General features: G+C 60.6%; 20 protein-coding genes. 15 read left to right on the top strand and 5 right to left on the bottom strand.

Features of this window, described 5'->3' with window-relative positions; translation table 11 throughout:
- Positions 1 to 33: 33 nt before the first annotated feature.
- The 9 genes from kdpB to AB8B29_RS27745 all read left to right on the top strand — a co-directional run bounded on the left by kdpB (position 34) and on the right by AB8B29_RS27745 (position 10,729).
- Positions 34 to 2,121, top strand: a complete 2,088-nt coding sequence (kdpB, locus tag AB8B29_RS27785; protein ID WP_037191682.1) for a potassium-transporting ATPase subunit KdpB — start codon at positions 34 to 36, stop codon at positions 2,119 to 2,121.
- An 11-nt stretch (positions 2,122 to 2,132) separates the two neighbouring features.
- A complete protein-coding gene (locus tag AB8B29_RS27780; protein ID WP_037191680.1) occupies positions 2,133 to 2,738 on the top strand; it encodes a K(+)-transporting ATPase subunit C in 606 nt (201 codons plus the stop codon).
- 59 nt (positions 2,739 to 2,797) lie between these two features.
- Positions 2,798 to 5,509, top strand: coding sequence for a sensor histidine kinase (locus tag AB8B29_RS27775; RefSeq protein WP_037191672.1), 2,712 nt, complete (start codon positions 2,798 to 2,800; stop codon positions 5,507 to 5,509).
- Complete coding sequence (locus tag AB8B29_RS27770; RefSeq protein WP_037191670.1) at positions 5,506 to 6,198, top strand: response regulator; 693 nt, start codon at positions 5,506 to 5,508, stop codon at positions 6,196 to 6,198. The genes AB8B29_RS27775 and AB8B29_RS27770 overlap by 4 nt, the downstream gene beginning before the upstream one ends.
- A 101-nt stretch (positions 6,199 to 6,299) precedes the next feature.
- Complete coding sequence (locus AB8B29_RS27765) at positions 6,300 to 6,755, top strand: PTS sugar transporter subunit IIA (RefSeq protein ID WP_037191668.1); 456 nt, start codon at positions 6,300 to 6,302, stop codon at positions 6,753 to 6,755.
- A 161-nt stretch (positions 6,756 to 6,916) separates the two neighbouring features.
- Positions 6,917 to 7,945 (top strand): sulfate ABC transporter substrate-binding protein, encoded by a 1,029-nt coding sequence (locus AB8B29_RS27760; RefSeq protein ID WP_037191666.1) that lies wholly within the window; start codon positions 6,917 to 6,919, stop codon positions 7,943 to 7,945.
- A 6-nt stretch (positions 7,946 to 7,951) separates the two neighbouring features.
- Positions 7,952 to 8,809, top strand: a complete 858-nt coding sequence (gene cysT, locus AB8B29_RS27755) for a sulfate ABC transporter permease subunit CysT (RefSeq protein ID WP_037191664.1) — start codon at positions 7,952 to 7,954, stop codon at positions 8,807 to 8,809.
- Entirely contained in the window at positions 8,799 to 9,671 is an 873-nt protein-coding gene (gene cysW, locus AB8B29_RS27750) for a sulfate ABC transporter permease subunit CysW (protein ID WP_037191662.1), read from the top strand. Before cysT ends, cysW begins: the two co-directional genes overlap by 11 nt.
- A gap of 11 nt (positions 9,672 to 9,682) precedes the next feature.
- Positions 9,683 to 10,729 (top strand): sulfate/molybdate ABC transporter ATP-binding protein, encoded by a 1,047-nt coding sequence (locus tag AB8B29_RS27745; RefSeq protein WP_037191660.1) that lies wholly within the window; start codon positions 9,683 to 9,685, stop codon positions 10,727 to 10,729.
- Between the two features lie 28 nt (positions 10,730 to 10,757).
- Here the strand turns inward: AB8B29_RS27745 and AB8B29_RS27740 are convergent, their stop codons facing one another.
- From AB8B29_RS27740 to AB8B29_RS27730, 3 genes are all read right to left on the bottom strand, one after another.
- Positions 10,758 to 11,555 carry an NAD-dependent epimerase/dehydratase family protein gene (locus AB8B29_RS27740; RefSeq protein WP_037191658.1) on the bottom strand — a complete coding sequence of 266 codons (798 nt, stop codon included), beginning with the start codon at positions 11,553 to 11,555 and terminating at the stop codon, positions 10,758 to 10,760.
- Between the two features lie 170 nt (positions 11,556 to 11,725).
- Entirely contained in the window at positions 11,726 to 12,565 is an 840-nt protein-coding gene (locus AB8B29_RS27735; RefSeq protein ID WP_037191656.1) for an endonuclease/exonuclease/phosphatase family protein, read from the bottom strand.
- A gap of 124 nt (positions 12,566 to 12,689) precedes the next feature.
- The gene (locus tag AB8B29_RS27730; protein WP_037191654.1) at positions 12,690 to 14,153 is read right to left on the bottom strand and encodes a phospholipase D-like domain-containing protein; all 1,464 of its coding nucleotides are present in this window, start codon (positions 14,151 to 14,153) and stop codon (positions 12,690 to 12,692) included.
- A 349-nt stretch (positions 14,154 to 14,502) separates the two neighbouring features.
- Between AB8B29_RS27730 and AB8B29_RS27725 the strand changes: the two genes are divergently transcribed.
- The 5 genes from AB8B29_RS27725 (at position 14,503) to AB8B29_RS27705 (ending at position 17,153) form a co-directional block, all read left to right on the top strand.
- Positions 14,503 to 14,775 carry a DUF2934 domain-containing protein gene (locus tag AB8B29_RS27725; RefSeq protein WP_037192035.1) on the top strand — a complete coding sequence of 91 codons (273 nt, stop codon included), beginning with the start codon at positions 14,503 to 14,505 and terminating at the stop codon, positions 14,773 to 14,775.
- A gap of 277 nt (positions 14,776 to 15,052) precedes the next feature.
- Positions 15,053 to 15,226, top strand: coding sequence for a hypothetical protein (locus AB8B29_RS27720; protein WP_167669566.1), 174 nt, complete (start codon positions 15,053 to 15,055; stop codon positions 15,224 to 15,226).
- 60 nt (positions 15,227 to 15,286) lie between these two features.
- A complete protein-coding gene (locus tag AB8B29_RS27715) occupies positions 15,287 to 15,601 on the top strand; it encodes a hypothetical protein (protein WP_037191651.1) in 315 nt (104 codons plus the stop codon).
- Between the two features lie 239 nt (positions 15,602 to 15,840).
- Positions 15,841 to 16,578, top strand: coding sequence for a glutathione S-transferase family protein (locus tag AB8B29_RS27710; RefSeq protein ID WP_037191650.1), 738 nt, complete (start codon positions 15,841 to 15,843; stop codon positions 16,576 to 16,578).
- On the top strand, positions 16,575 to 17,153 hold the full coding sequence (locus AB8B29_RS27705; RefSeq protein WP_037191649.1) for a methyltransferase family protein: 579 nt from the start codon (positions 16,575 to 16,577) through the stop codon (positions 17,151 to 17,153). Before AB8B29_RS27710 ends, AB8B29_RS27705 begins: the two co-directional genes overlap by 4 nt.
- Positions 17,154 to 17,155: 2 nt before the next feature.
- Here the strand turns inward: AB8B29_RS27705 and ligD are convergent, their stop codons facing one another.
- Positions 17,156 to 18,043 carry a non-homologous end-joining DNA ligase gene (gene ligD, locus AB8B29_RS27700; RefSeq protein WP_037192032.1) on the bottom strand — a complete coding sequence of 296 codons (888 nt, stop codon included), beginning with the start codon at positions 18,041 to 18,043 and terminating at the stop codon, positions 17,156 to 17,158.
- Between the two features lie 90 nt (positions 18,044 to 18,133).
- The gene (locus tag AB8B29_RS27695) at positions 18,134 to 18,928 is read right to left on the bottom strand and encodes an SDR family NAD(P)-dependent oxidoreductase (RefSeq protein WP_047555482.1); all 795 of its coding nucleotides are present in this window, start codon (positions 18,926 to 18,928) and stop codon (positions 18,134 to 18,136) included.
- 231 nt (positions 18,929 to 19,159) lie between these two features.
- Here AB8B29_RS27695 and AB8B29_RS27690 point away from each other — a divergent pair, with 231 nt between their 5' ends.
- The gene (locus AB8B29_RS27690; RefSeq protein ID WP_037191636.1) at positions 19,160 to 21,085 is read left to right on the top strand and encodes a S9 family peptidase; all 1,926 of its coding nucleotides are present in this window, start codon (positions 19,160 to 19,162) and stop codon (positions 21,083 to 21,085) included.
- Positions 21,086 to 21,130 lie beyond the last annotated feature (45 nt).

Genomic DNA, 21,130 nt, shown 5'->3' with positions numbered 1-21,130 from the left:
TCTGACGTTTTCCTCTTCACGCTGGAGCCTCTTATGAGCCAGTTAAAATCAGCGAGTATTCTGGATTCTCGCATCCTCGTTCCGGCGGTCGGCGCTGCTTTCAAGAAGCTGAACCCGCGCACGCTTGCCAAGAACCCCGTCATGTTCGTGGTCGCGGTCGTTTCGGCATTGACGACCGTTCTCTTTCTGCGCGACCTCCTCACCGGCGGCGACAATCTCGCCTTCTCCCTGCAGATCAATATCTGGCTGTGGTTCACGGTGTTGTTTGCCAACTTCGCCGAGGCCGTCGCCGAAGGCCGCGGCAAGGCGCAGGCGGATTCGCTGCGCAAATCGCGCACCGAAACCCAGGCAAAGCTTCTGGCCGGCAACAGCCGCTCCGACTACAAGATGGTGCCGGGCACCAGCCTGAAAGTCGGTGACGTTGTGCTCGTCGAAGCAGGCGACATCATCCCATCGGACGGCGAAGTCATCGAAGGCGTGGCCTCGGTCAACGAGGCGGCGATCACTGGTGAGTCGGCGCCGGTGATCCGCGAATCCGGCGGTGACCGTTCCGCGGTGACAGGCGGCACGCAAGTGCTGTCGGACGAGATCCGCGTGCGCATCACGGCAGCAGCAGGCTCGACCTTCATCGACCGCATGATCGCACTCGTAGAAGGCGCCGAACGGCAGAAAACGCCGAACGAGATCGCGCTCAACATCCTGCTCGCCGGCATGACACTGATCTTCGTGCTTGCCACGGTGACGATCCCGAGCTTTGCGGCCTATGCCGGCGGCTCCATCCAGACGGTCGTGCTCGTCGCCCTGTTCGTGACGCTGATCCCGACCACCATCGGCGCGCTGCTGTCGGCCATCGGTATCGCCGGCATGGACCGCCTGGTGCGCTTCAACGTGCTCGCCATGTCCGGCCGCGCCGTCGAGGCTGCCGGCGACGTCGACACGCTGCTGCTCGACAAAACAGGTACGATCACGCTCGGCAACCGCCAGGCAACCGCCTTTCGCCCGGTTCGGGGTGTGAGTGAACAGGATCTGGCCGACGCGGCGCAGCTCGCCTCGCTTGCCGACGAAACGCCTGAGGGACGCTCCATCGTCGTGCTCGCCAAGGAGAAGTATGCGATCCGTGGCCGTGATATGACGAGCCTGAAGGCAACCTTCGTGCCCTTCACGGCCCAGACGCGCATGAGCGGTGTCGACCTCGAAGGTTCGTCGATCCGCAAGGGTGCGGTCGATGCGGTGCTTGCCTATGTGGATGGTGCTGCCAATGGCGGCAGCGATGGCACCGCAGTGATCTCGCGCACTACCAGCGAGACGCTCCGTGAGCTGCAGTCGATCGCCGACGAGATCGCCAAGGCCGGCGGCACGCCGCTGGCGGTTGCCCGCGATGGTCGTCTCCTTGGCGTCATTCACCTCAAGGATATCATCAAGGGCGGCATCCGCGAGCGCTTTGCAGAATTGCGCCGCATGGGTATCCGCACCGTGATGATCACGGGCGACAATCCGCTGACGGCGGCCGCCATCGCCGCGGAAGCCGGCGTGGATGACTTCCTCGCCCAGGCGACGCCGGAAATGAAGCTGGCGTTGATGCGCGAAGAGCAAGCCAAGGGCAAGCTCGTCGCCATGTGCGGCGACGGCACGAACGACGCCCCGGCACTTGCCCAGGCCGACGTCGGTGTCGCCATGAACACCGGCACAGTCGCTGCACGCGAAGCCGGCAACATGGTCGACCTCGACAGCGATCCGACGAAGCTGATCGAGATCGTCGAAATCGGCAAGCAATTGCTGATGACCCGCGGCGCGCTCACCACCTTCTCGATCGCCAACGATATCGCGAAGTACTTCGCCATCATTCCGGCGATGTTCATCGCCTTCTATCCGCAGCTGAAGGCGCTGAACATCATGGGGCTGGCGACGCCGCAAAGCGCCATTCTTTCGGCCATTATCTTCAATGCCTTGATCATCGTTGCGCTGATCCCGCTGTCGCTGAAGGGTGTTCGCTATCGCCCGATCGGCGCCGGTGCGCTGCTCAGCCGTAACCTGCTGATCTACGGCGCTGGCGGTATCATCGTTCCCTTCATCGGCATCAAGGCCATCGACATGGCGATTACCGCCATGGGCCTCGTTTAAGGAGCTTTTCCATGCTGAATCAAATCAGACCGGCCATCGTCATGATCGTGGTCACCACCGCCGTGACAGGCCTTCTCTATCCGATCGCCATGACGGGCGCCGCCCAGGCGCTCTTCCCCAACCAGGCCAACGGCAGCCTGGTGGAGAAGGACGGCAAGGTGATCGGCTCGGCCCTCATCGGCCAGAGCTTCACCAGTGACCGCTACTTCCATGGCCGCCCGTCGGCGACAACCGGTGCAGACCCGAACGATGCAACCAAAACAGTTGCCGCACCCTACAACGCCGTCAATTCCATGGGCTCCAATCTCGGCCCGACCAGTGCGAGCCTGATCACCCGCATCAAGGGCGACGTAGCGACCTTGCAGGCGCAGAACCCGAACATGCCGGTTCCGATGGATCTGGTGACCACCTCCGGCAGCGGTCTCGATCCGGATATCTCGCCTGATGACGCCTACTTCCAGATCCCGCGCGTCGCCAAGGCTCGCAACATGGATGAGGCAAAGCTCCGCACGATCGTCGACGCCGCAGTCGAGGGGCGCGAGCTCGGTGTTCTCGGTGAGCCAGTCGTCAACGTCCTGGCATTGAACCGCGCGCTCGATGCTTCTATGAATCAATAAGTTGAGCAGGTTGAGACGGCGGCTGCCGTCTCAACCTCGTCAGGAAAGACGATCCGCATATGGCAGATGACAGCCGCGACACACTGAGCAGGCCTTCGCCCGATGCGCTTCTTGAAAAGGCGCGGGCCGAGGCACGCGGTCGGCTGAAAATCTTTCTGGGTGCGGCGCCGGGCGTGGGCAAGACCTATGAGATGCTGATCTCCGGCAAGGCGAAGATCGCCGATGGCGTGGATGTGGTTGTCGGCGTCGTCGAAACCCATGGCCGACGCGAGACGCAGGCACTGATCGAGGGCTTCGAAATCATCCCGCGTGTCAAGGTCGACTACAAGGGGCGGGCACTCGAGGAAATGGATCTCGACGCCATTCTGAAGCGCCGGCCGCAGCTGGTGCTGGTCGACGAGCTTGCCCATACCAATGCGCAGGGCAGCCGCCATCCGAAACGCTATCTCGATGTCAAGGAACTCCTGGACCGTGGCATCGACGTCTATACGACGTTGAATATCCAGCATGTCGAAAGCCTGAATGATGTTGTTTCCCAGATCACCCGTGTCCGTGTGCGCGAGACCGTACCGGATTCGATCATCGATCTGGCCGACGATGTCGAGATCATCGACCTGACGCCCGATGACCTGATCAAACGCCTGCATGATGGCAAGGTCTACGTGTCGAATACGGCCGAGCGGGCGCTGACCAACTATTTCACACCCGGCAATCTGACGGCGCTGCGCGAGCTGGCGCTCAGGCGCACGGCGCAACGCGTCGACGATCAGCTGCTCACCCATATGCAGGCGCATGCGATTTCGGGCCCTTGGGCTGCAGGCGAGCGCGTGCTGGTGTCCATCGATCATCACCCACGCTCGGCGTCGCTGGTGCGCTATGCCGCGCGCATGGCCTCCCGCCTGCGCGCGCCCTGGGCTGCTGTCTATGTCGAAACCAACCGCTCGATCAGCCTGACGGAGCCGCAGCGCGACACGATCGCCGCAACGCTGCGACTGGCCGAACAGCTCGGTGGCGAGGCCATCACCATTCCTGGACGGGAGGTCGCCGAGGAACTGATCCGTCATTCCGCCAGCAACAACGTCACCCATATCGTCATCGGCTCGCCGAAACTGGGGTCCTGGCGTGATTGGTCGCGCCGCTCGGTTTCCTATGACCTGATCCGCAAGGCCGGCGAGATTAGTGTCCATGTCATTTCCGGCAACGACGCGGATGCCCAGGCCGCGAGCCGCGGCGTCCGGTCAGCGCCTGCTCCTACCCCCTTCCAGTTGCGCGGCTATGTGCTGGCAACGCTCTATGTCGCCGTCGCGCTTGGTTTCTGCGTCATCCTCGATCAGGTGCTGGACGTCCGCAATCTGGCACTCGTCTTTCTGATGGCGGTGCTGGCGACCGCGGTGACGCAAGGGCTGCGTCCGGCGCTTTATTCTTGCATCCTCGGCGCACTCGCCTTCAATTTCTTCTTCCTGCCGCCGCGCTACACGCTGACGATCAGCGATCCGGAAAGCGTGCTCGCCTTCTTCTTCTTCCTCGGCGTCGCGGTCATCGCCAGCAATCTGACGGCGACCGTGCAGCGCCAAGCAGCCGCCGCGCGCCAGCGGGCGCGAACGACGGAAGATCTTTACCTGTTCTCCAAGAAGCTCGCCGGCACCGGCACGCTTGATGACGTATTGTGGGCGACGGCTTTCCAGCTGGCCTCGATGCTGAAGCTGCGGGTCGTGCTGCTTTTGCCCGAGAGCGGCACGATCGCGGTCAAAGCCGGCTATCCGCCAGACGATACGCTCGACGACGCCGACATCGCCGCGGCGCGTTGGGCCTGGGAGCATAATCATGCGGCCGGTCGCGGCGCCGACACCTTGCCCGGCGCCAAACGTCTATACGTTCCGCTGCGCACGGGCCGCACCGCTGTCGGCGTCATCGGTCTCGACAGCGATCGCCGCGACGGGCCGCTGCTGACGCCGGAACAGCAGCGGCTTCTCGATGCCCTGGCCGATCAGGCGGCGCTTGCCATCGAGCGCGTGCAGTTGGTGGCGGACGTCGACCGGGCAAAGCTCGCCGTCGAGGCAGACCGGCTGCGCTCGGCGCTGCTGACGTCGATTTCCCATGACCTGAAGACGCCGCTTGCCGCCATCCTGGGCGCTGCCGGAACGCTGCGCGATTATCTGGAGACGCTGCCGCATGAGGATCGCGTCGATCTACTGGCGACTGTCATCGATGAATCCGAACGGCTGAACCGCTTCATTGCCAATCTGCTCGACATGACGAAAATCGAGTCCGGCGCGATGGAGCCGAACTATGCCCTGCACTATGCCGGCGATATCGTCGGCAGCGCCCTTCGGCGCGCAGCGAAGATACTGGGCCGCCATCGCGTCGAGGCGCAGATGCCGGTCGACCTGCCGATGGTGCGGGTCGATCCCGTGTTGTTCGAGCAGGTGCTGTTCAATCTGCTCGACAATGCCGCCAAATATGCGCCTGAGACCTCGGCTATCCGCCTGGAGGCATGGGCCGACATCGACAACATCGTTTTCAGGGTCATGGACGAGGGTCCTGGCATCCCACCCGCTGATCTCGAGCGCGTCTTCGATACTTTCTACCGCGTGCGCAAGGGCGATCAGGTGCGGGCCGGCACCGGTCTTGGCCTTTCCATCTGCCGCGGCTTCATCGAGGCCATGGGCGGCACCATTGCCGCCGGCAACAGAACGGATCGTCAGGGGGCGGTCTTCACCATCCGCCTGCCAAGACCAACGGATATCCCGAAGCTGGATGAATTGAAATGAACACGACTGCCGTCAAGATTCTCGTTGTCGACGACGAGCCGCCGATCCGCAAGTTGCTGCGCGTCGGTCTCGGTGCCCAGGGCTACACCGTCAATGAGGCGCACAATGCCGCCGCAGCCCAGGCCTCCGTCGACGAGGACCGGCCTGACCTGATCGTGCTCGATCTCGGACTGCCCGACAAGTCCGGCCAGGATCTGCTGATCGGATGGCGTGAGGATGGCATGCAGATTCCGGTCGTCATTCTGTCGAGCCGCACGGATGAGGCAGGCATCGTCAAGGCATTGGAAAGCGGGGCGGACGACTACGTCACCAAGCCCTTCGGCGTCAACGAGCTTGCGGCGCGCATTCGCGTCGCGCTGCGCCACCGGCTGCAGCAGCAGGGCGAAAAGGCGATCTTCCAGACCGGCGGCCTTTCGATCGATCTCGTCAAGCGCATCGTCAAGGTCGAGGGCAAGGAGATCAAGCTGTCGCCGAAGGAATACGATATTCTGCGTGTGCTCGCCCAGCATGCCGGCAAGGTGCTGACCCACCAGTTCCTGTTGAAGCAGATCTGGGGGCCGGCGGCGGATGTGCAATATCTGCGCGTCTATGTCCGCCAGCTCAGGCAGAAGATCGAGCAGATTCCCGATCAGCCCCACTATATCACGACCGAGACCGGCGTCGGCTACCGCCTACGCGAACCGGAGTGAGGCGAAGGATTCGGTTCCTGTGATGAGGCGCTCCCATCCAAACGGGTGTCGCGATGAGTATCATGCCAGCATTATCGATTGTCCGACCCTCAAGAGCGACCATGGCCCTTTCCACCATCATCCTGCCCGAGCATGTCTTCATCGGAATGTCGGCCCCGACCAAATGGCGGGCGCTGCAGATGCTGTCGTCGAAGGCGGCCAGCTGTTTTGGCCTGGATGAAGCGACGGTCCTGCGGGCGCTGGAAACGCGCGAGAGGCTTGGAACAACCGGTATCGGCAATGGCGTAGCGGTTCCGCACGCCGCGATCGCCGGCATGACCAGGCCGCGTGGCCTGCTGGTCCGCTTCTCTCATCCCGTGGATTTCGAAGCTATCGACGATATCCCGACCGAATGGGCCTTTGTGCTGCTTTTCGGGGAAGGGGGGCGTAGCGACTATCTGAACGTGCTTTCCGCGATTGCGAGGAGACTGAGGACGGAGGGCGTTCTGACGGCAATGCGGCAGGCAAAAAGCGCCGACGAACTTTATTCCGTTTTCATGTCCGACTCCGTCGCCTGATACCAGTGATTGTGGAGTGTTGTAGCCAAGCGGGAATGTGATTTCACTTTTCTAGATTCTATGGGATGCTGTTCTCTGGAATTCCCCAAAACGGGAACGGTCTTCGTTACTTTATACGACCAAGTTGATAGGGTTTAGGGACAAACGAAGGGGGTCCATCCATGCAGACGATAAAGCTTTCCCGGCTGCTCGCCACCGCAGTTCTGATCGGCAGTTTCTCGATTGCGGCGGTTGCGCCGACATGGGCTGCGGACAAGACGCTTCTGAATGTGTCCTACGATCCGACGCGCGAGTTATATAAGGATTTCAACGCCGTCTTCGCGGCGAAGTGGAAGAAGGATACCGGCGAGACCATCAATATCAAGGCTTCGCACGGTGGTTCCGGCGCGCAGGCCCGCTCGGTCATCGACGGTCTCGATGCAGATGTCGTCACCCTGGCGCTCGAGGGCGATATCGATGCGATCGCCAAGGCGACGCATAAGATCCCCGCGGACTGGAAAACCAAGTTCCCGAACAATTCCGTTCCCTATACCTCGACCATCGTCTTCCTGGTGCGCAAGGGCAATCCGAAGGGCATCAAGGACTGGTCGGATCTGGTCAAGGATGGTGTCGAGGTCATCACGCCGAACCCGAAGACATCGGGTGGCGCGCGCTGGAATATTCTGGCGGCATGGGCATGGGCCAAGCACGCCAATGGCGGCGACGACGCAAAGGCGCAAGAGTATCTCACGCAACTTCTCAAGCATGTACCGGTTCTCGATACCGGTGCGCGCGGCGCAACGACGACCTTCGTCCAGCGCGGCCTCGGCGATGTCCTGCTTGCCTGGGAAAACGAAGCCTACCTCTCGATCGACGAACTCGGTCCTGATAAATTCGAGGTCGTGACCCCGTCTTTCTCGATCCGGGCTGATCCGCCGGTCGCAGTCGTCGACGGCAATGTCGACGCCAAGGGGACCCGCAAGATCGCGGAAGCCTATCTGAACTATCTCTACTCGGATGATGGTCAGAAGATCGCCGCCAAGCATTATTATCGGCCGATCAAGCCGGCAGCGGCCGATCCCAAGGATGTCGCCCGTTTCCCGGCTTTGAAGCTCGCAACGATTGACGATTTCGGTGGATGGGCTAAAGCTCAGCCGAAGTTCTTCGACGACGGTGGCGTCTTCGATCAGGTCTACAAGCCGGGAAAATAAGTCTGAATGCATTCCATAACCCGCAAACGGTGGCGGTTTCGGCAGCCGAGTGTCATTCCGGGCTTCGGATTGGCGCTCGGCGTTACCTTGGCTTGGCTCATCTTTATCGTTCTCATCCCGCTGTCGGGACTGCTGTGGAAGAGCAGCTCTCTTGGCTGGGAGAAATTCTGGGCCTTGGCTCTTGATCTGCGCACGCTTTACGCGCTGCGCATGAGCTTTGGCGGTGCCTTCATCGCGGCGCTCGTCAATGCAGTTCTCGGGCTCATTCTGGCCTGGGTGTTGGTGCGTTACCGTTTTCCCGGCAAGCGCATCATCGACGCCATGGTCGATCTGCCATTCGCGCTGCCGACAGCGGTTGCCGGTATCGCGCTGACGACGCTTTATGCACCGACCGGCTGGATCGGACAGTTTCTGACGCCGCTCGGCATCAAGATCGCCTTCACTCCGGTCGGCATCGTCATCGCGCTGATTTTCGTCGGCCTGCCCTTCGTGGTACGCACCGCCCAACCGGTCATGGAGGAAATCGACCGCGAAGTCGAAGAGGCGGCCGCGACCTTGGGAGCGACCCGTTTCCAGACGATCACCCGGGTTTTGTTGCCGGGACTGGCGCCTGCCGCGCTAACCGGTTTTGCGTTGGCTTTTGCGCGCGCTGCCGGCGAATACGGATCGGTCATCTTTATCGCCGGCAACAAGCCGTATGTCTCGGAAATTGCGCCTTTGCTTATCGTCATCCGCCTCGAGGAATATAATTACGCGGCGGCAACGGCGATCGCGACGGTGATGTTGTTCATCTCCTTCACCATGCTTTTGATCATCAATCTCATTCAGGCCTGGAGCAGGGGGAGGTACGGCTATGGCACATGATCTTTCCGCCGCCTCCGGTGTAGAGCATCCCGTCATTACCGAAAGCCGGGTCGCGCGCATTATTTTCGTGGTGATCTCGCTCGTCTTTCTGACGCTGATGGTGCTGCTGCCTCTGGCGGCCGTCTTCGTTGAGGCCTTCCGCAAGGGCATAGAGGCATTTTTCGATGCCCTGGTCGACGACGAGACTTTTGCCGCAATCAAGCTGACATTGATCGTTGCCGGCATCAGCGTGCCGCTTAATCTTGTCTGCGGCGTCGCGGCAGCCTGGGCGATCGCCAAGTTCGAGTTCAAGGGCAAGGCATTCCTGACGACCCTGATCGATCTGCCTTTCTCCGTCTCGCCGGTCATATCCGGTCTGGTGTTCGTGTTGCTGTTCAGTTCCAACAGCACACTCGGTCCCTGGCTGCAGAGCCACGGTATCCAGATCCTGTTTGCTGTTCCCGGTCTCGTCCTGGCGACGATGTTCGTGACTTTCCCCTTCGTCGCGCGCGAATTGATCCCGCTGATGCAGGAGCAAGGGAACGCGGACGAGGAGGCGGCCCTCTCGCTCGGGGCCAATGGCTGGCAGACCTTCTGGTACGTCACGCTGCCGAACATAAAATGGGGTCTGCTTTACGGCGTTCTGCTCTGCAACGCCCGTGCCATGGGTGAATTCGGCGCCGTCTCGGTCGTCTCCGGTCATATCCGCGGTGAAACCAACACCATGCCGCTGCAGGTCGAGATCCTTTATAACGACTATAATTTCTCGGGAGCGTTTGCCGTTGCCACGCTGCTGGCCATGCTTGCCCTTGTCACACTTATACTGAAGACGTTGCTGGAAATGCGCTATAGCGAAGAGATCGCAGCCAGCCGGCGTCACTGAAGGAATTTTTGATGGAAGTTCGCGTTCAAAATCTGCGCAAGGAATTCGGTCGCTTTCCCGCATTGCATGACGTCTCCCTGGATATTCGTTCGAGCGAACTGATTGCGCTTCTCGGGCCGTCCGGCTCCGGCAAGACAACGCTTCTGCGGCTGATCGCCGGGCTGGAGACGCCGACGGAAGGTCGGATTTTCTTTGGCGAAGAGGATGCTTCGCGAAAGACCGTGCAGCAGCGCAATATCGGCTTCGTGTTCCAGCATTATGCGCTGTTTCGGCATATGACCGTGCTGGAGAACATTTCATTCGGCCTCAAGGTCCGCTCTGCATCGCGTCGCCCGCCACGTGCCGAAATTCATCGGCGCGCTACGGAACTGTTGGAACTGGTGCAGCTCAACGGCCTGGAGAAGCGTTATCCGGCGCAGCTTTCGGGCGGCCAGCGCCAGCGCGTGGCTCTGGCGCGCGCCATGGCGGTCGAGCCGAACGTGCTGCTTCTGGACGAGCCTTTCGGCGCCCTGGACGCGCAGGTGCGCAAGGACTTGCGTAAGTGGCTCAGGGAAATTCACGATCGCACCGGTCATACGACGGTTTTCGTGACCCACGACCAGGAAGAGGCGCTGGAGCTTGCCGATCGGGTCGTGGTTCTCAACAAGGGCGCGATCGAGCAGGTCGGCACACCGGACGAGATCTACGATACGCCGAATTCCCCGTTCGTTTATGGCTTCATCGGTCAATCCAACCGCGTCAAGGTGCGCATCACCAGCGGCGAGATATGGTTCGAGGACAGGCCGCTCGGTTTGAGTACGCCGCATGAGCCGGATGGCGAGGCCTATCTCTATTTCCGTCCGCACGACATCGAGCTTCATGAAGGCGATGGTGGTGCGATCGCCGGCTTGCTCGTTGGAAGCAGGCGTGTCGCCGGCACGCGCCATCTCGAAATCAATATCGGCGCCAGCCACGATCCTATCGAGATCGAGCTGCCGCCGAACAAGGCGGATGCTCTCGACCGCAACCGCATCGCATTCAGGCCGACCCGCTGGAAGCTGTTTCGCAACGGCAGCTGAAATCGATCGCCGTGCTTATAACTGCGCCTCAGTCTTCGGGGTGAGCGGCTGAAGCAAAGCCACCGCCCTGAAAGATGACGGCCGGATCGTTCGGATCTTCCTCGGGTGTCCTCGCGAGAATTTCGGCCCGCCAATGGGCGGCGTTATCCTGCGGTTTCCAGCCGAGGAAGGCGGCATTGCCGTTATCCCACCATTGTTCGTCATTGTCGGAGACGCCGTAGACGATCGTATGTCCGAGCCTGGGGGCTTCGAAGGCGCGTCCGCAGAGGGAGAGAAAATCCCGGACGCTGAACCAGGTTGCCAGCATGCGGGTGTTGCGCGGCTCGGGAAAGCACGAGCCGATGCGCACGGACAGCGTTTCCTGGCCGAACTTGTCGAAATAGAGGCTCGCCACCGCCTCGCCGAACACCTTGGAAACGCCGTACAATGAATCGGGTCGTGTCGGCACCGTGTTGTCGATGCGCTCGTCGCGGCGATAAAAGCCGATCGTGTGGTTCGAACTGGCAAAGACGATGCGCGGTCTGCCGGCAGCACGGGCAGCCTCGTAGAGATTGTAGAGGCCGACGATGTTTCCCTGCAGGATCATGTCGAAGGGCTTTTCAAGCGAAATCCCACCGAGATGAATGATGCCGTCGACACCCCTGAGCAATTCCTCGACCCCGCTGCGGTCGGCAAGATCGCAGGCAACGAAGCGCTCGCTCGGGCGAAGGTCGTTTATGGGCTTGAGATCGGACAGCACGACAGTCTCGGCAATCTGCGACAGAAGCGGCCTGAGCGCCTGGCCGACGCCACCGGCAGCGCCAGTCAGCAGCAGAGTTTTCAGCATGATTATCTCCCGGATCGGTCTAGTCGGTGGGGACGTTATAAGATGGTCTTTCGGCAGTCACCATATATCTGCGGAGCGCCTATTTAAAAGCGAGGAAGTCCGGAATCTGGTGTTATATCAGGCCGTTCGGCGGGAATGTCTGATCAAGCAAGCCGCGACGCCGGCGATCTCTAGGCAGTGCGCGTATGCGCCTGGGCTTCACCGTCCAATGTTTCCAAACTGATCACGGCCTTGATGGGCAGATGATCGGACGCGACGCGCGCCAATGGCGAGTCGTGGACTTCGACCGCTGAGATCATGCCGCGCCGGTTGGCCATGATGCGATCCAATGCCAGAAGCGGCAGCGCCGCGGGGAAGCTCGGCACGGCCGGAGGCAATGGCCCAAAGGCGGCCTGGAAGGTACTGAGCGACGAACGGTCGCCGAGCCGCCATTCATTGAGGTCGCCAAGCAGGATTGTCGGGATTGAGCCGCCGTCATTCATCAGCTCGACGATCAGGCGCGTTTGCTGGGCACGCGAGCGATGCAACAGGCCGAGATGGGCGGCGATGATCCTGATGCTTCCGCCACGCGCCAGTTCTATCTCGGCAATCAAGGCGCCGCGCGGCTCCAGCCCGGGCAACTTTATCTGATGCACGTCACGCACCGTGCCCTGCTTGAACAGCACGACATTGCCGTGCCAGCCATGCGCCTTGGTGACGCCGGCGATCGGCACGGGAATGAGCCCGGTCTCGCGTTCGAGCCTGCGCAGATCGAGCAGGCCCGTGCGTTCGCCAAAACGCGTATCGGCCTCCTGCAGGCCGATGACGTCGGCATCGATTTCATGGATGACCCGGCTGGTCCTCTCCGGATCGAAGCGCCGGTCGGCGCCGACGCATTTGTGGACATTGTAGGAGGCGATCAGGGTGCCTTCTGGACGGGCAGGTTTGCCGGCTTGCTTGGGGCTCGATTTGCTTCTGCTCTTCAGGCTTTCCAGGATGCTCGCACGAAGACTTTCTTTCTTTTTCCGCATATGTCCGTCGACCGTTCCCTTGACCAGACCACGCCGGGCGTATCGGTATGAGTATAGGAAGCGAAGACCGGCCTTGTCATGTAAAAAGGCTGCGATGAACGCAGATTGGCCGAAGGAGCCTTTATTAGAGATAGGGCGAGCCGAGCCAGAGGATCTTCTCGATCAGCCTGACGACAAAAGGCCGAGCCCGGAGCTTTTCGAGGTCCACCGGTTGCGCCGTTTCGAGTATCGCGCCGATATGCGCGTCGATCGTCCCGGCAAAACCGCGGTCGATGACCTCCAGATCCACTTCGAAGTTCAGCCGCAACGAACGGGGATCGAGATTGGAGGAGCCGACATAGGCCCATGTGCCGTCGATCGCCAAAAGCTTGGAATGGTTGAACGGACCTTCGGCACGCCATATACGGCAGTAGCTCTTCAGCATCTGGTCGAACTGCGCCGTCATGGCGCGGTCCACGAGCACGAGATTGTTGGCTGTCGGCACGATGATATCGACTTCGACACCACGCCGTGCTGCCGTCACCAACGCGCTGATGAGCTCCCGATCCGGCAGAAAATAGGGCGACATGATGCGGATCGACTTGCGTGCGACCGAAAGCGCGCCGATGAGCATCTTGTGGTTGGTTTCGATGCTGCGATCGGGGCCGGACGTGACAACCCGCATGAAGACCGGCGCTCCCGGCTCGTTGGATGGCGCTGCAATCCGCCACTCGTTTCCACTCAAGACTTCGCCCGTCGTGAAGCGCCAGTCCTCGGCCGCCGTGTTGAAGAGATCGGCGACTGCAGGCCCCGTCACGCAGAAATGCATGTCGCGGGCGCAATGGTCGGTGGCGAATTCGCGCGTGAAGCCCTGCCGGATGTTCATGCCGCCGGTAAAGGCGATCCGTCCGTCGATGCTCAGGATCTTGCGGTGGGTGCGCAGATTGGCATAGGGCAATCTGAGCCCGATGATGACGTTGCCGTTGAAGACGTCGACGTCGACGCCTCCTTGGCTGAGATAGCCCATGATACTCGGCACGGAATAGCGGGCGCCGACGGCGTCGATCAGCACGCGAACGCTGACGCCGCGTTTGACCGCTTCAATCAGCGCGTCGGCCATGCGCAGGCCGATGGGGTCGCGGTCGAATATATAGGTTTCCATGAGAATGCTGCGTTCCGCGCCGTCTATGGCGGCCTTCATCGCCGCATAGGCCGCATCGCCGCTCGTCAGCATTTCGATCGTATTGCCGGTGCTCATCGTGTAGCGGGCGACACGGTCGCCGAGCGTCTTCATCGAGGCAAAGCGTTCGCCGAAATTACGCCGCACCTGGTCATCGTCTGCGTCGAAACTGGCAAGGTCGCCGCTCGCATCCTTGCGAAAGAGGGCGTCGCGCTGCGAACTCAGCGAAGCGCGACGGATGCGGTTGATGCCGGCGAACATGTAGAGCAATGCGCCGATGATCGGCGACAGGATGACGACGCCGACCCAGCCGATTGCCGCTCGCACATCCTCTTTCGTCATGGCCGCATGAATTGCGGCAGCCGCACCCATGGCAATGGACAGGACGGCAAGAATTTGGCCCCAATGGGCAACCAGAAGGTCAAACATGGCGCAAGTATATCTTTACCCGCGAAAGCTGCAATCTCGGCCGTCCTGCCAAACGGCTATGCCCGGCCGATAGCAGTGCGAAAACCCGTCGTATTAGATATTTTTAATTGAACAGCATTCTTGCTGCCTTCATATTGATGGTGCTTCGGCTGCTTCGCTACCGTCCCCCACGGTACCCATGTTTCTTGTGCGAGGCGCCACTGCGGTTCGAGTGCCGAGATTCGCGGAAACGTGCCATGGCGTTGTCACGGCCATGGTGTCTTGGCTGCTCGGGGGAGGCAAGAAGCCCGCATTTCAGAACGGGCATTGGTCATCAACCATGTTCAATGATGCGAACGGAGGACAGCGGATGTTGGAATCTCGGGACGAATGGATCAAGAAACGCGCATACGCGATCTGGGAGGAGGAGGGCTATCCTTCCGGTCGCGATACCATGCATTGGGAACAGGCGAGCAACGAGCGCATCGCGCTCGAAAAAAGCGACGGCAAGGATGTCAAGATCAGCGCCAAATCCAAGGCGAAGCGCAAGCCGACGGTTGCCGTGGTTGCTGTTGCAAGTGAACCTGCGCCCAAGCCTGCCGCGAAATTGACATCGAAGAAGGCGGCGGTAGCCAAGGTATAGAGCAGGCGTGCTCTTCTCAAGAATGTGGCGGGGACAAAAGCGGCTCGATGCTCAGCATCGGGCCGTTTGCTTCTTAACGCTGCGGCGGCAGAAATATCTGCAGCAATTTCGGCAGTTTGCGTGCCGGCGCGAAACAGATGTCACACATCGGTGCTAACGAGCGAGGAGGGAGCCTCGCGATGTGCAATAGCTATATCCTTTATCTGAAAGTCGTCGTTTCGACGATCGTCGTGGCGCGCTGTCCTTTATCCTCAGCGGATCGTGCCGAGGTGATGCGATGACATCGCTGCTCGTTCTCGCCAGCCTCTATCTTTTGGCGGCACTCGTGCTGATCCTGATCATCGACCGCTCTGTCGGTGTCTTCTTCCCTGCCTCGGCCAAGCACCGCGCCGAGCCGCAGCATGGCCGTCGGGTACGGTTATCGCCGACGAGCCACGATTCCTCGGGTTAGACAACGGAACCTTTTCCGTGATGATGGGTTGGTTTTTCATCCGCAACGAGGAGAAGAACCATGCCACGAGGAGACAAATCCGCCTACACCGACAAGCAGAAGCGCAAGGCCGAGCATATCGAGGAAGGCTATGAAGATCGCGGCGTTTCCGCGGATGAGGCCGAGCGCCGCGCGTGGGCGACCGTGAACAAGGAAAGCGGTGGCGGCAAGAAATCCGGCTCGGGCCGGGGGCATCCTGAAAATCATGAATCGTCGGAAAAGGGCGGCAAGCTCGGCGGACGTGCGGCCGCGAAACGTCCGGCTGCGGAGCGTTCAGCATCCGCAAAGAAGGCGGCCGCAACCCGCAAACGCAACGAACAGCGCGCTCATTCTTAAAGAACCGGCATGCGGGGTTCGCTTTTCCATTGAGGCGCCCTTGAAGCCCTGCTGTCAAGGTCGTTGATAGGCGGTGCAAATGCCGCAGGGGCCGCCCTTCCGTTCCGTTGCGCCGATGCTAAATTCGGCATGGAGAGAGTCGAAGCTGGACCGGCCGGTCGGCCGGGAAGGCAGATCAGCCAAAGGGCCAGACTCCTGCACGAGCCGGTGTATCGATGGTCCCATGGGAGGGAAACCGCATGCCTTATGAGCTTTACTACTGGGACGGCATCCAGGGCCGCGGCGAATTCGTGCGGCTGGCGCTGGAAGAGGCTGGCGCCGATTATGTCGATATTTGCCGCGGTCCGGCAAGCAAGGGGCAGGGTACACGCGCCATGTTGGCTATTATGGGCAGCAAGTCCGAGCCTGGCATCCCGTTCGCGCCGCCGTTTTTGAAGGATGGCGATCTGATCATTTCCCATGTGGCGAACATCCTGATGTATCTCGGGCCGACACTTGGTCTTGCCCCCAGGGATGAAGCGCAGCGTCATGAGCTGAACTCTCTGCAACTGACGATCACCGATCTCGTCGCGGAAGTGCACGACACACATCACCCAATCGCCACCTCGAAATATTATGAGGAGCAGAAGGAAGAGGCCAAGGCTCGCTCGGCTGAGTTCATCGACAATCGCATCCCAAAATACCTTGGCTATTTCGAGCGCGTCCTGCAGCAGAACCCGCATGGGCCGGCGCATGTTTTCGGCAACGGGCTTACCTATGTCGATCTGTCGCTATTTCAGGTCTATGAGGGATTGCGTTACGCATTTCCGCGCGCCACCGCGCATCTGGCGGACCGCTATCCCCATCTTGCAGCTCTGCACGCCGCTGTCATGAAACGGCCGAATATTGCTCGCTATCTTCAATCCGACCGTCGTATTCCCTTCAACGAGGATGGCATCTTCCGGCACTATCCGGAGCTGGACAGGAGCGAGGCGTGAGCGAAGGAAGACTGCTGACGTTATTCTTTCCAGTCTGCTGGGGCATATGGGCATTGATCTGGTTTGTGGCATCGTTCGGTGTCAAGAAGGCGACGCGCCACGAGGATCCATGGTCGCGACTGTCGAATACCGCCCCGATCTGGATCTGCGCCTTTCTGCTGGTGGTGCCTTCATCCTGGCTCGGTCCCCTGTCGCTCCGGCTCGTCCCGCGAAATCTGACCTATTACGGCATCGGCGCGGTGCTAACCGTCATCGGGCTCGGCTTCGCCGTCTGGGCGCGCTATCACATCGGCCGTAACTGGAGCGGGGTGATCACGGTCAAGGAGGATCACGCGCTGATCCGCACCGGCCCCTACGCCATCGTCCGCCATCCGATCTATTCCGGCCTGATACTGGCCATCCTCGGCGCAGTGCTGGCTCGAGGCGATATTGCTGCGTTGCTCGCATTCGCCTTCATGCTCTATGCCGTTCTGCGCCGTGTCGGCATCGAGGAACGCTGGATGAGCGAGACCTTCGGTCGCGACTATGCCGACTACAAGGCCAGCACGCCGGCACTGATCCCCTTTGTCGTGTGATATTAGGTCTTCAGCGGTGAAGCGGCATCGAAGAAGTCGGCCCAAGGATCGCCGCTGGCCTTGCTCAGTCGCGAGGTCGCGTTCCTTACCGTAAAGGAGGCGGGTCCGATCTTATTGGTCAACTCTTCCCAGGCTAACGGCATCGAAATCGGTGCACCCCGCCTTGCGCGCGTCGAATAAGGTGCGACCGCGGTGTTGCCGCGGCCGTTGCGCAGGTAATCGATGAAGATGTGGCCGGTCCGCTTTGCCTTGCTGGCGACCGACAGATATGCGTCAGGACTATCGGCGCTCATAGAATGCGCAATCGCCTCGGCTATATCCTTGACCTGCGGCCAGTCCGCCTTGGGCTTGAGGGAGGCAACCACATGCAGACCCTTGCCGCCCGAGGTCTTGATGAAGGAGGTAAGCCCCAGGGCAGAAAAACGCTCCCGTATTTCCTTCGCAGCCGTGATGACCTTGGCCCAAGCGACATCCTCGCCGGGATCGAGATCCATGATGATCATGTCGGGTTTTTCCCAATGATCGGTGGTGGTGCCCCAGGGGTGTATTTCCAGCGCCGCGGATTGGACGAGTGCCGCAAGGCCGTCGAAATCCGCGATCTTCAGGAGCTTGGCGCCGTCCTTGTCCTCGGGATCGGCGATTTCTTCGATATGCGGATTGATGCCTTTCCAGGCATGTTTCTGGAAGAAGCGCGGCCCGCTTATGCCATCCGGGCAGCGCAGCAGCGCCAGGGGACGATTGACGACGAAAGGCGCCATGCGCGGCCAGGCCAATGCGTAATAATCGACGAGATCCTGCTTGCTGACACCGTCGTCAGGCCAGTAGATCCGCTCGGGGTGGGTCAATTGAACGGAGGTTTCGATCCGGTTCTCAATGGGCGTCTTTGCCATTCGCATGCGCTCCATCTTCTTTCGGCGCGATCGCCGCGCCGAGCAAAGATTACCATTGCCCGGCGCAAAAAGTCGATCACCTCTAGCGCCTTACGGCATGAGCTGGCCGCCATTGACCTCGATGATCTGGCCGGTGATATAGCCGGACAGTGTCGGTGACGCGAGGAACAGATAGGCGCCGACGCAATCCTCCGGAGTGCCGACGAAGCCCATGGGAATGGTCTTGCGCTGCAATTCCATCTGCTCGTCATTGGTATAGCGCTCGTGGAACGGCGTTGCGATAACGCCCGGCGCGACCGCATTGACACGGATCTTGTCGTTGACGAATTCCTTGGCGTGACCGTGGGTAATGGTCGAGACGAAGCCCTTGGAGGCGGCATAAAGGATCGCGCCATTGCCGCCGCCGTTGCGGGCGGCGATCGACGTGGTGTTGATGACGAAGCCGCCTTGCTTCTTGAGGTGAGGGTGGGCGGCGCGGGTCGCGGCGAGTACCGAGCGGGCGTTCAAGTTCATCACACGCTCATAGTGCTCGTCGGTCATGGCCGAGGTCGGCAGTCGTCCGAGCATACCGCCTGCATTGTTCACCAACCCATCGAGGCCGCCAAGAGCTTCGGCGGCTTCATTGACGACGCGTTCCGTCTCGCCATCCTGCGAGACATCGCCCTGGATCAGATGCACCGTACCGCCGCTGGCCTTGATCTCGGCAGCCAGCCGTTCGGCCGGTTCGCGGCTGGCATTGAAGTGAAGGCCGACCTTCATGCCCTGCGCGGCGAAGGCGAGTGCAAGCGCTGCTCCGATACCAGTCGAGGCGCCGGTGATCAGCACACGCTTGCCGGCAAGATCGGGAATACGAATGGACGCAAGGGACTGCGCAAGTTCTGTCATGACGACTCCTCCTGAACATCAATCAATCATATGACGAAATCGGTCCTGTCTTAGCAGGCACAGGCGCGGCAAGGCAATCGAGGCGTGACCGACAAAAAGACGCGGCTTCGGGAAGGGCAGGCAGGCAATCCCGTTGAACGAAAACTTCTCCCATTGATTGCTTCGAGCGGTATTGCCGGTTGCAGCTCCTGAACTACGTTCCCATCGGATCGCTGCGATAGGAGCCTCGCCTTGGACAACCCTCCCGAATTGATCTCTCGCCGTCGTCTTTTCTCCGACCCTGAGCGACGTGTGGTTCGCATCAGCCCCGACGGGACGCACGTTGCCTTCCAGGCGCCCTTGGACGGCATACTGAACATATGGATCGCACCGCTCGACGATGTGGGCAACGCCAGGCCGGTGACTGAAGTCAGGGACAGAAATATTGCGGCATGGCATCTGTGGACGCATGACAACCGCTATGTCGTCTATGCCCGCGACCAAGCAGGCGACGAGAACTGGCAGATCTGGAGGGTTGATGTCGAGACGGGAGAATCCAGATACCTAACGCCAAGCCCAGGAGTGACTGCCTACATCCAACAGAGGTCGCTGCATTTTCCGGCTGAGCTGCTTATTGCCCATAACGAGCGCGACAAGCGCTATGTCGATCTCTATCGCGTCGATATAGCCAGTGGTGACGCTGCTCCTGTGCACCTCAATGAAGAGTTCGGCGGCTTTTTCACCGACGATCAATTCCATGTTCGGTTCGCAAGTCGCCAGACCGAAAATGGTGCGACCGAATATCTTCAAAGGAATGGGAAAGGAGTGTGGGAACGGTTCACGCTGATCGACGTTGAGGACGCCCTCACCACCCGACCGATTGAATACAGCAGCGATGGCCGCGAGCTCTATTGGCTGGACAGCCGCGGGCGTAATACAGCGGCGGTTGTCGCTCAGGATCTGCGCGGCGGACAATCACGCGTCCTCGCTGAAGACCAGCAATCCGATTATGTGTCCGTTGTGCTGGATCCAATCACTCGGCGCCCGCTGGCCGCCGCACGCCAGTTCGAGCGGATCGAGTGGCAGGCCCTCGATCCGGAATTCGAAGAGACTTTGGCGTTCCTCACGCAGGATTCTCGCGGGGACTTACTGTTTGCAGGCATGTCGCAGGACCGGAGACATATCCTCTACGCCTACCAGTACGACGATGCGCCGCTTGAATATTTCCACTACGACCACGTCGCAAAGCACAAACGGCGGCTGTTCGGCTCGGTACCGGCTCTCGAAAACGCGCCGCTGGTTCCGATGACGCCGTCGACCATCCGCTCGCGCGACGGGCTGGACTTGCATTGCTACCTTTCACTGCCGGATGGAGCGGAGGCCGGCGCAAAGCTGCCGATGGTGCTGCTGGTTCACGGTGGCCCCTGGGGCCGGGATGCCTGGGGCCTTTCTGCAAATCATCAATGGCTTGCCAATCGCGGCTACGCGGTTCTGAGCGTCAATTTCCGCGGTTCGACCGGATTCGGAAAGGCCTTCGTCAATGCCGCGAATCTCGAATGGGCCGGGAAAATGCATGACGACCTGATCGATGCGGTCGACTGGGCGATCGCCGAAGGCATTGCCGATCCTTCCAGAATTGCGATCATGGGTGGGAGCTACGGCGGATATGCCGCGCTTGTCGGGCTGACGTTCACGCCGGAGAAATTCGCCTGCGCCATCGACCTCGTCGGAATATCCAGCCTGGTCACTTTCATCAACACGATCCCAGAATATTGGAAGCCCTGGAAATCGCTGTGGAAGACCCGGATGGGAGATTTCGATACGCCCGAGGGCCTTCAGTTTCTAGAGGAACGCTCGCCACTCAACAGAGCGGACCGGATCGTGCGACCGCTCCTGATCGCTCAGGGAGCCAACGACGTTCGCGTCAAGGCATCGGAATCCGATCAGATCGTCGCCGCGATGCAGAAGCACGGCATTCCCGTTACTTACATTTCCTATCCCGACGAAGGTCACGGCCTCGGGCACGCGGAAAACCGCCGGTCCTTTGCCGCAGTCGCCGAGGCGTTTCTCGCTGCGCATCTGGGCGGTCGGTTCGAGCCCTTAGGTGATGCCTTCGAGGGCTCGTCTCTCGAGTTCAAGGCGGGTCGGGGCCTCATACCTGGTTTGCAAGATCAATAAGACCGCCGCCATGATGCGCACGGCCATGCGTGAACCTCGACAAGG

Origin of the sequence: Rhizobium sp. 11_C7_N12_5 (assembly GCF_051811145.1) — a bacterium.
GTDB classification, from domain to species: domain Bacteria; phylum Pseudomonadota; class Alphaproteobacteria; order Rhizobiales; family Rhizobiaceae; genus Rhizobium; species Rhizobium lusitanum.
This window is presented reverse-complemented; position numbering and strand designations above follow the sequence as displayed.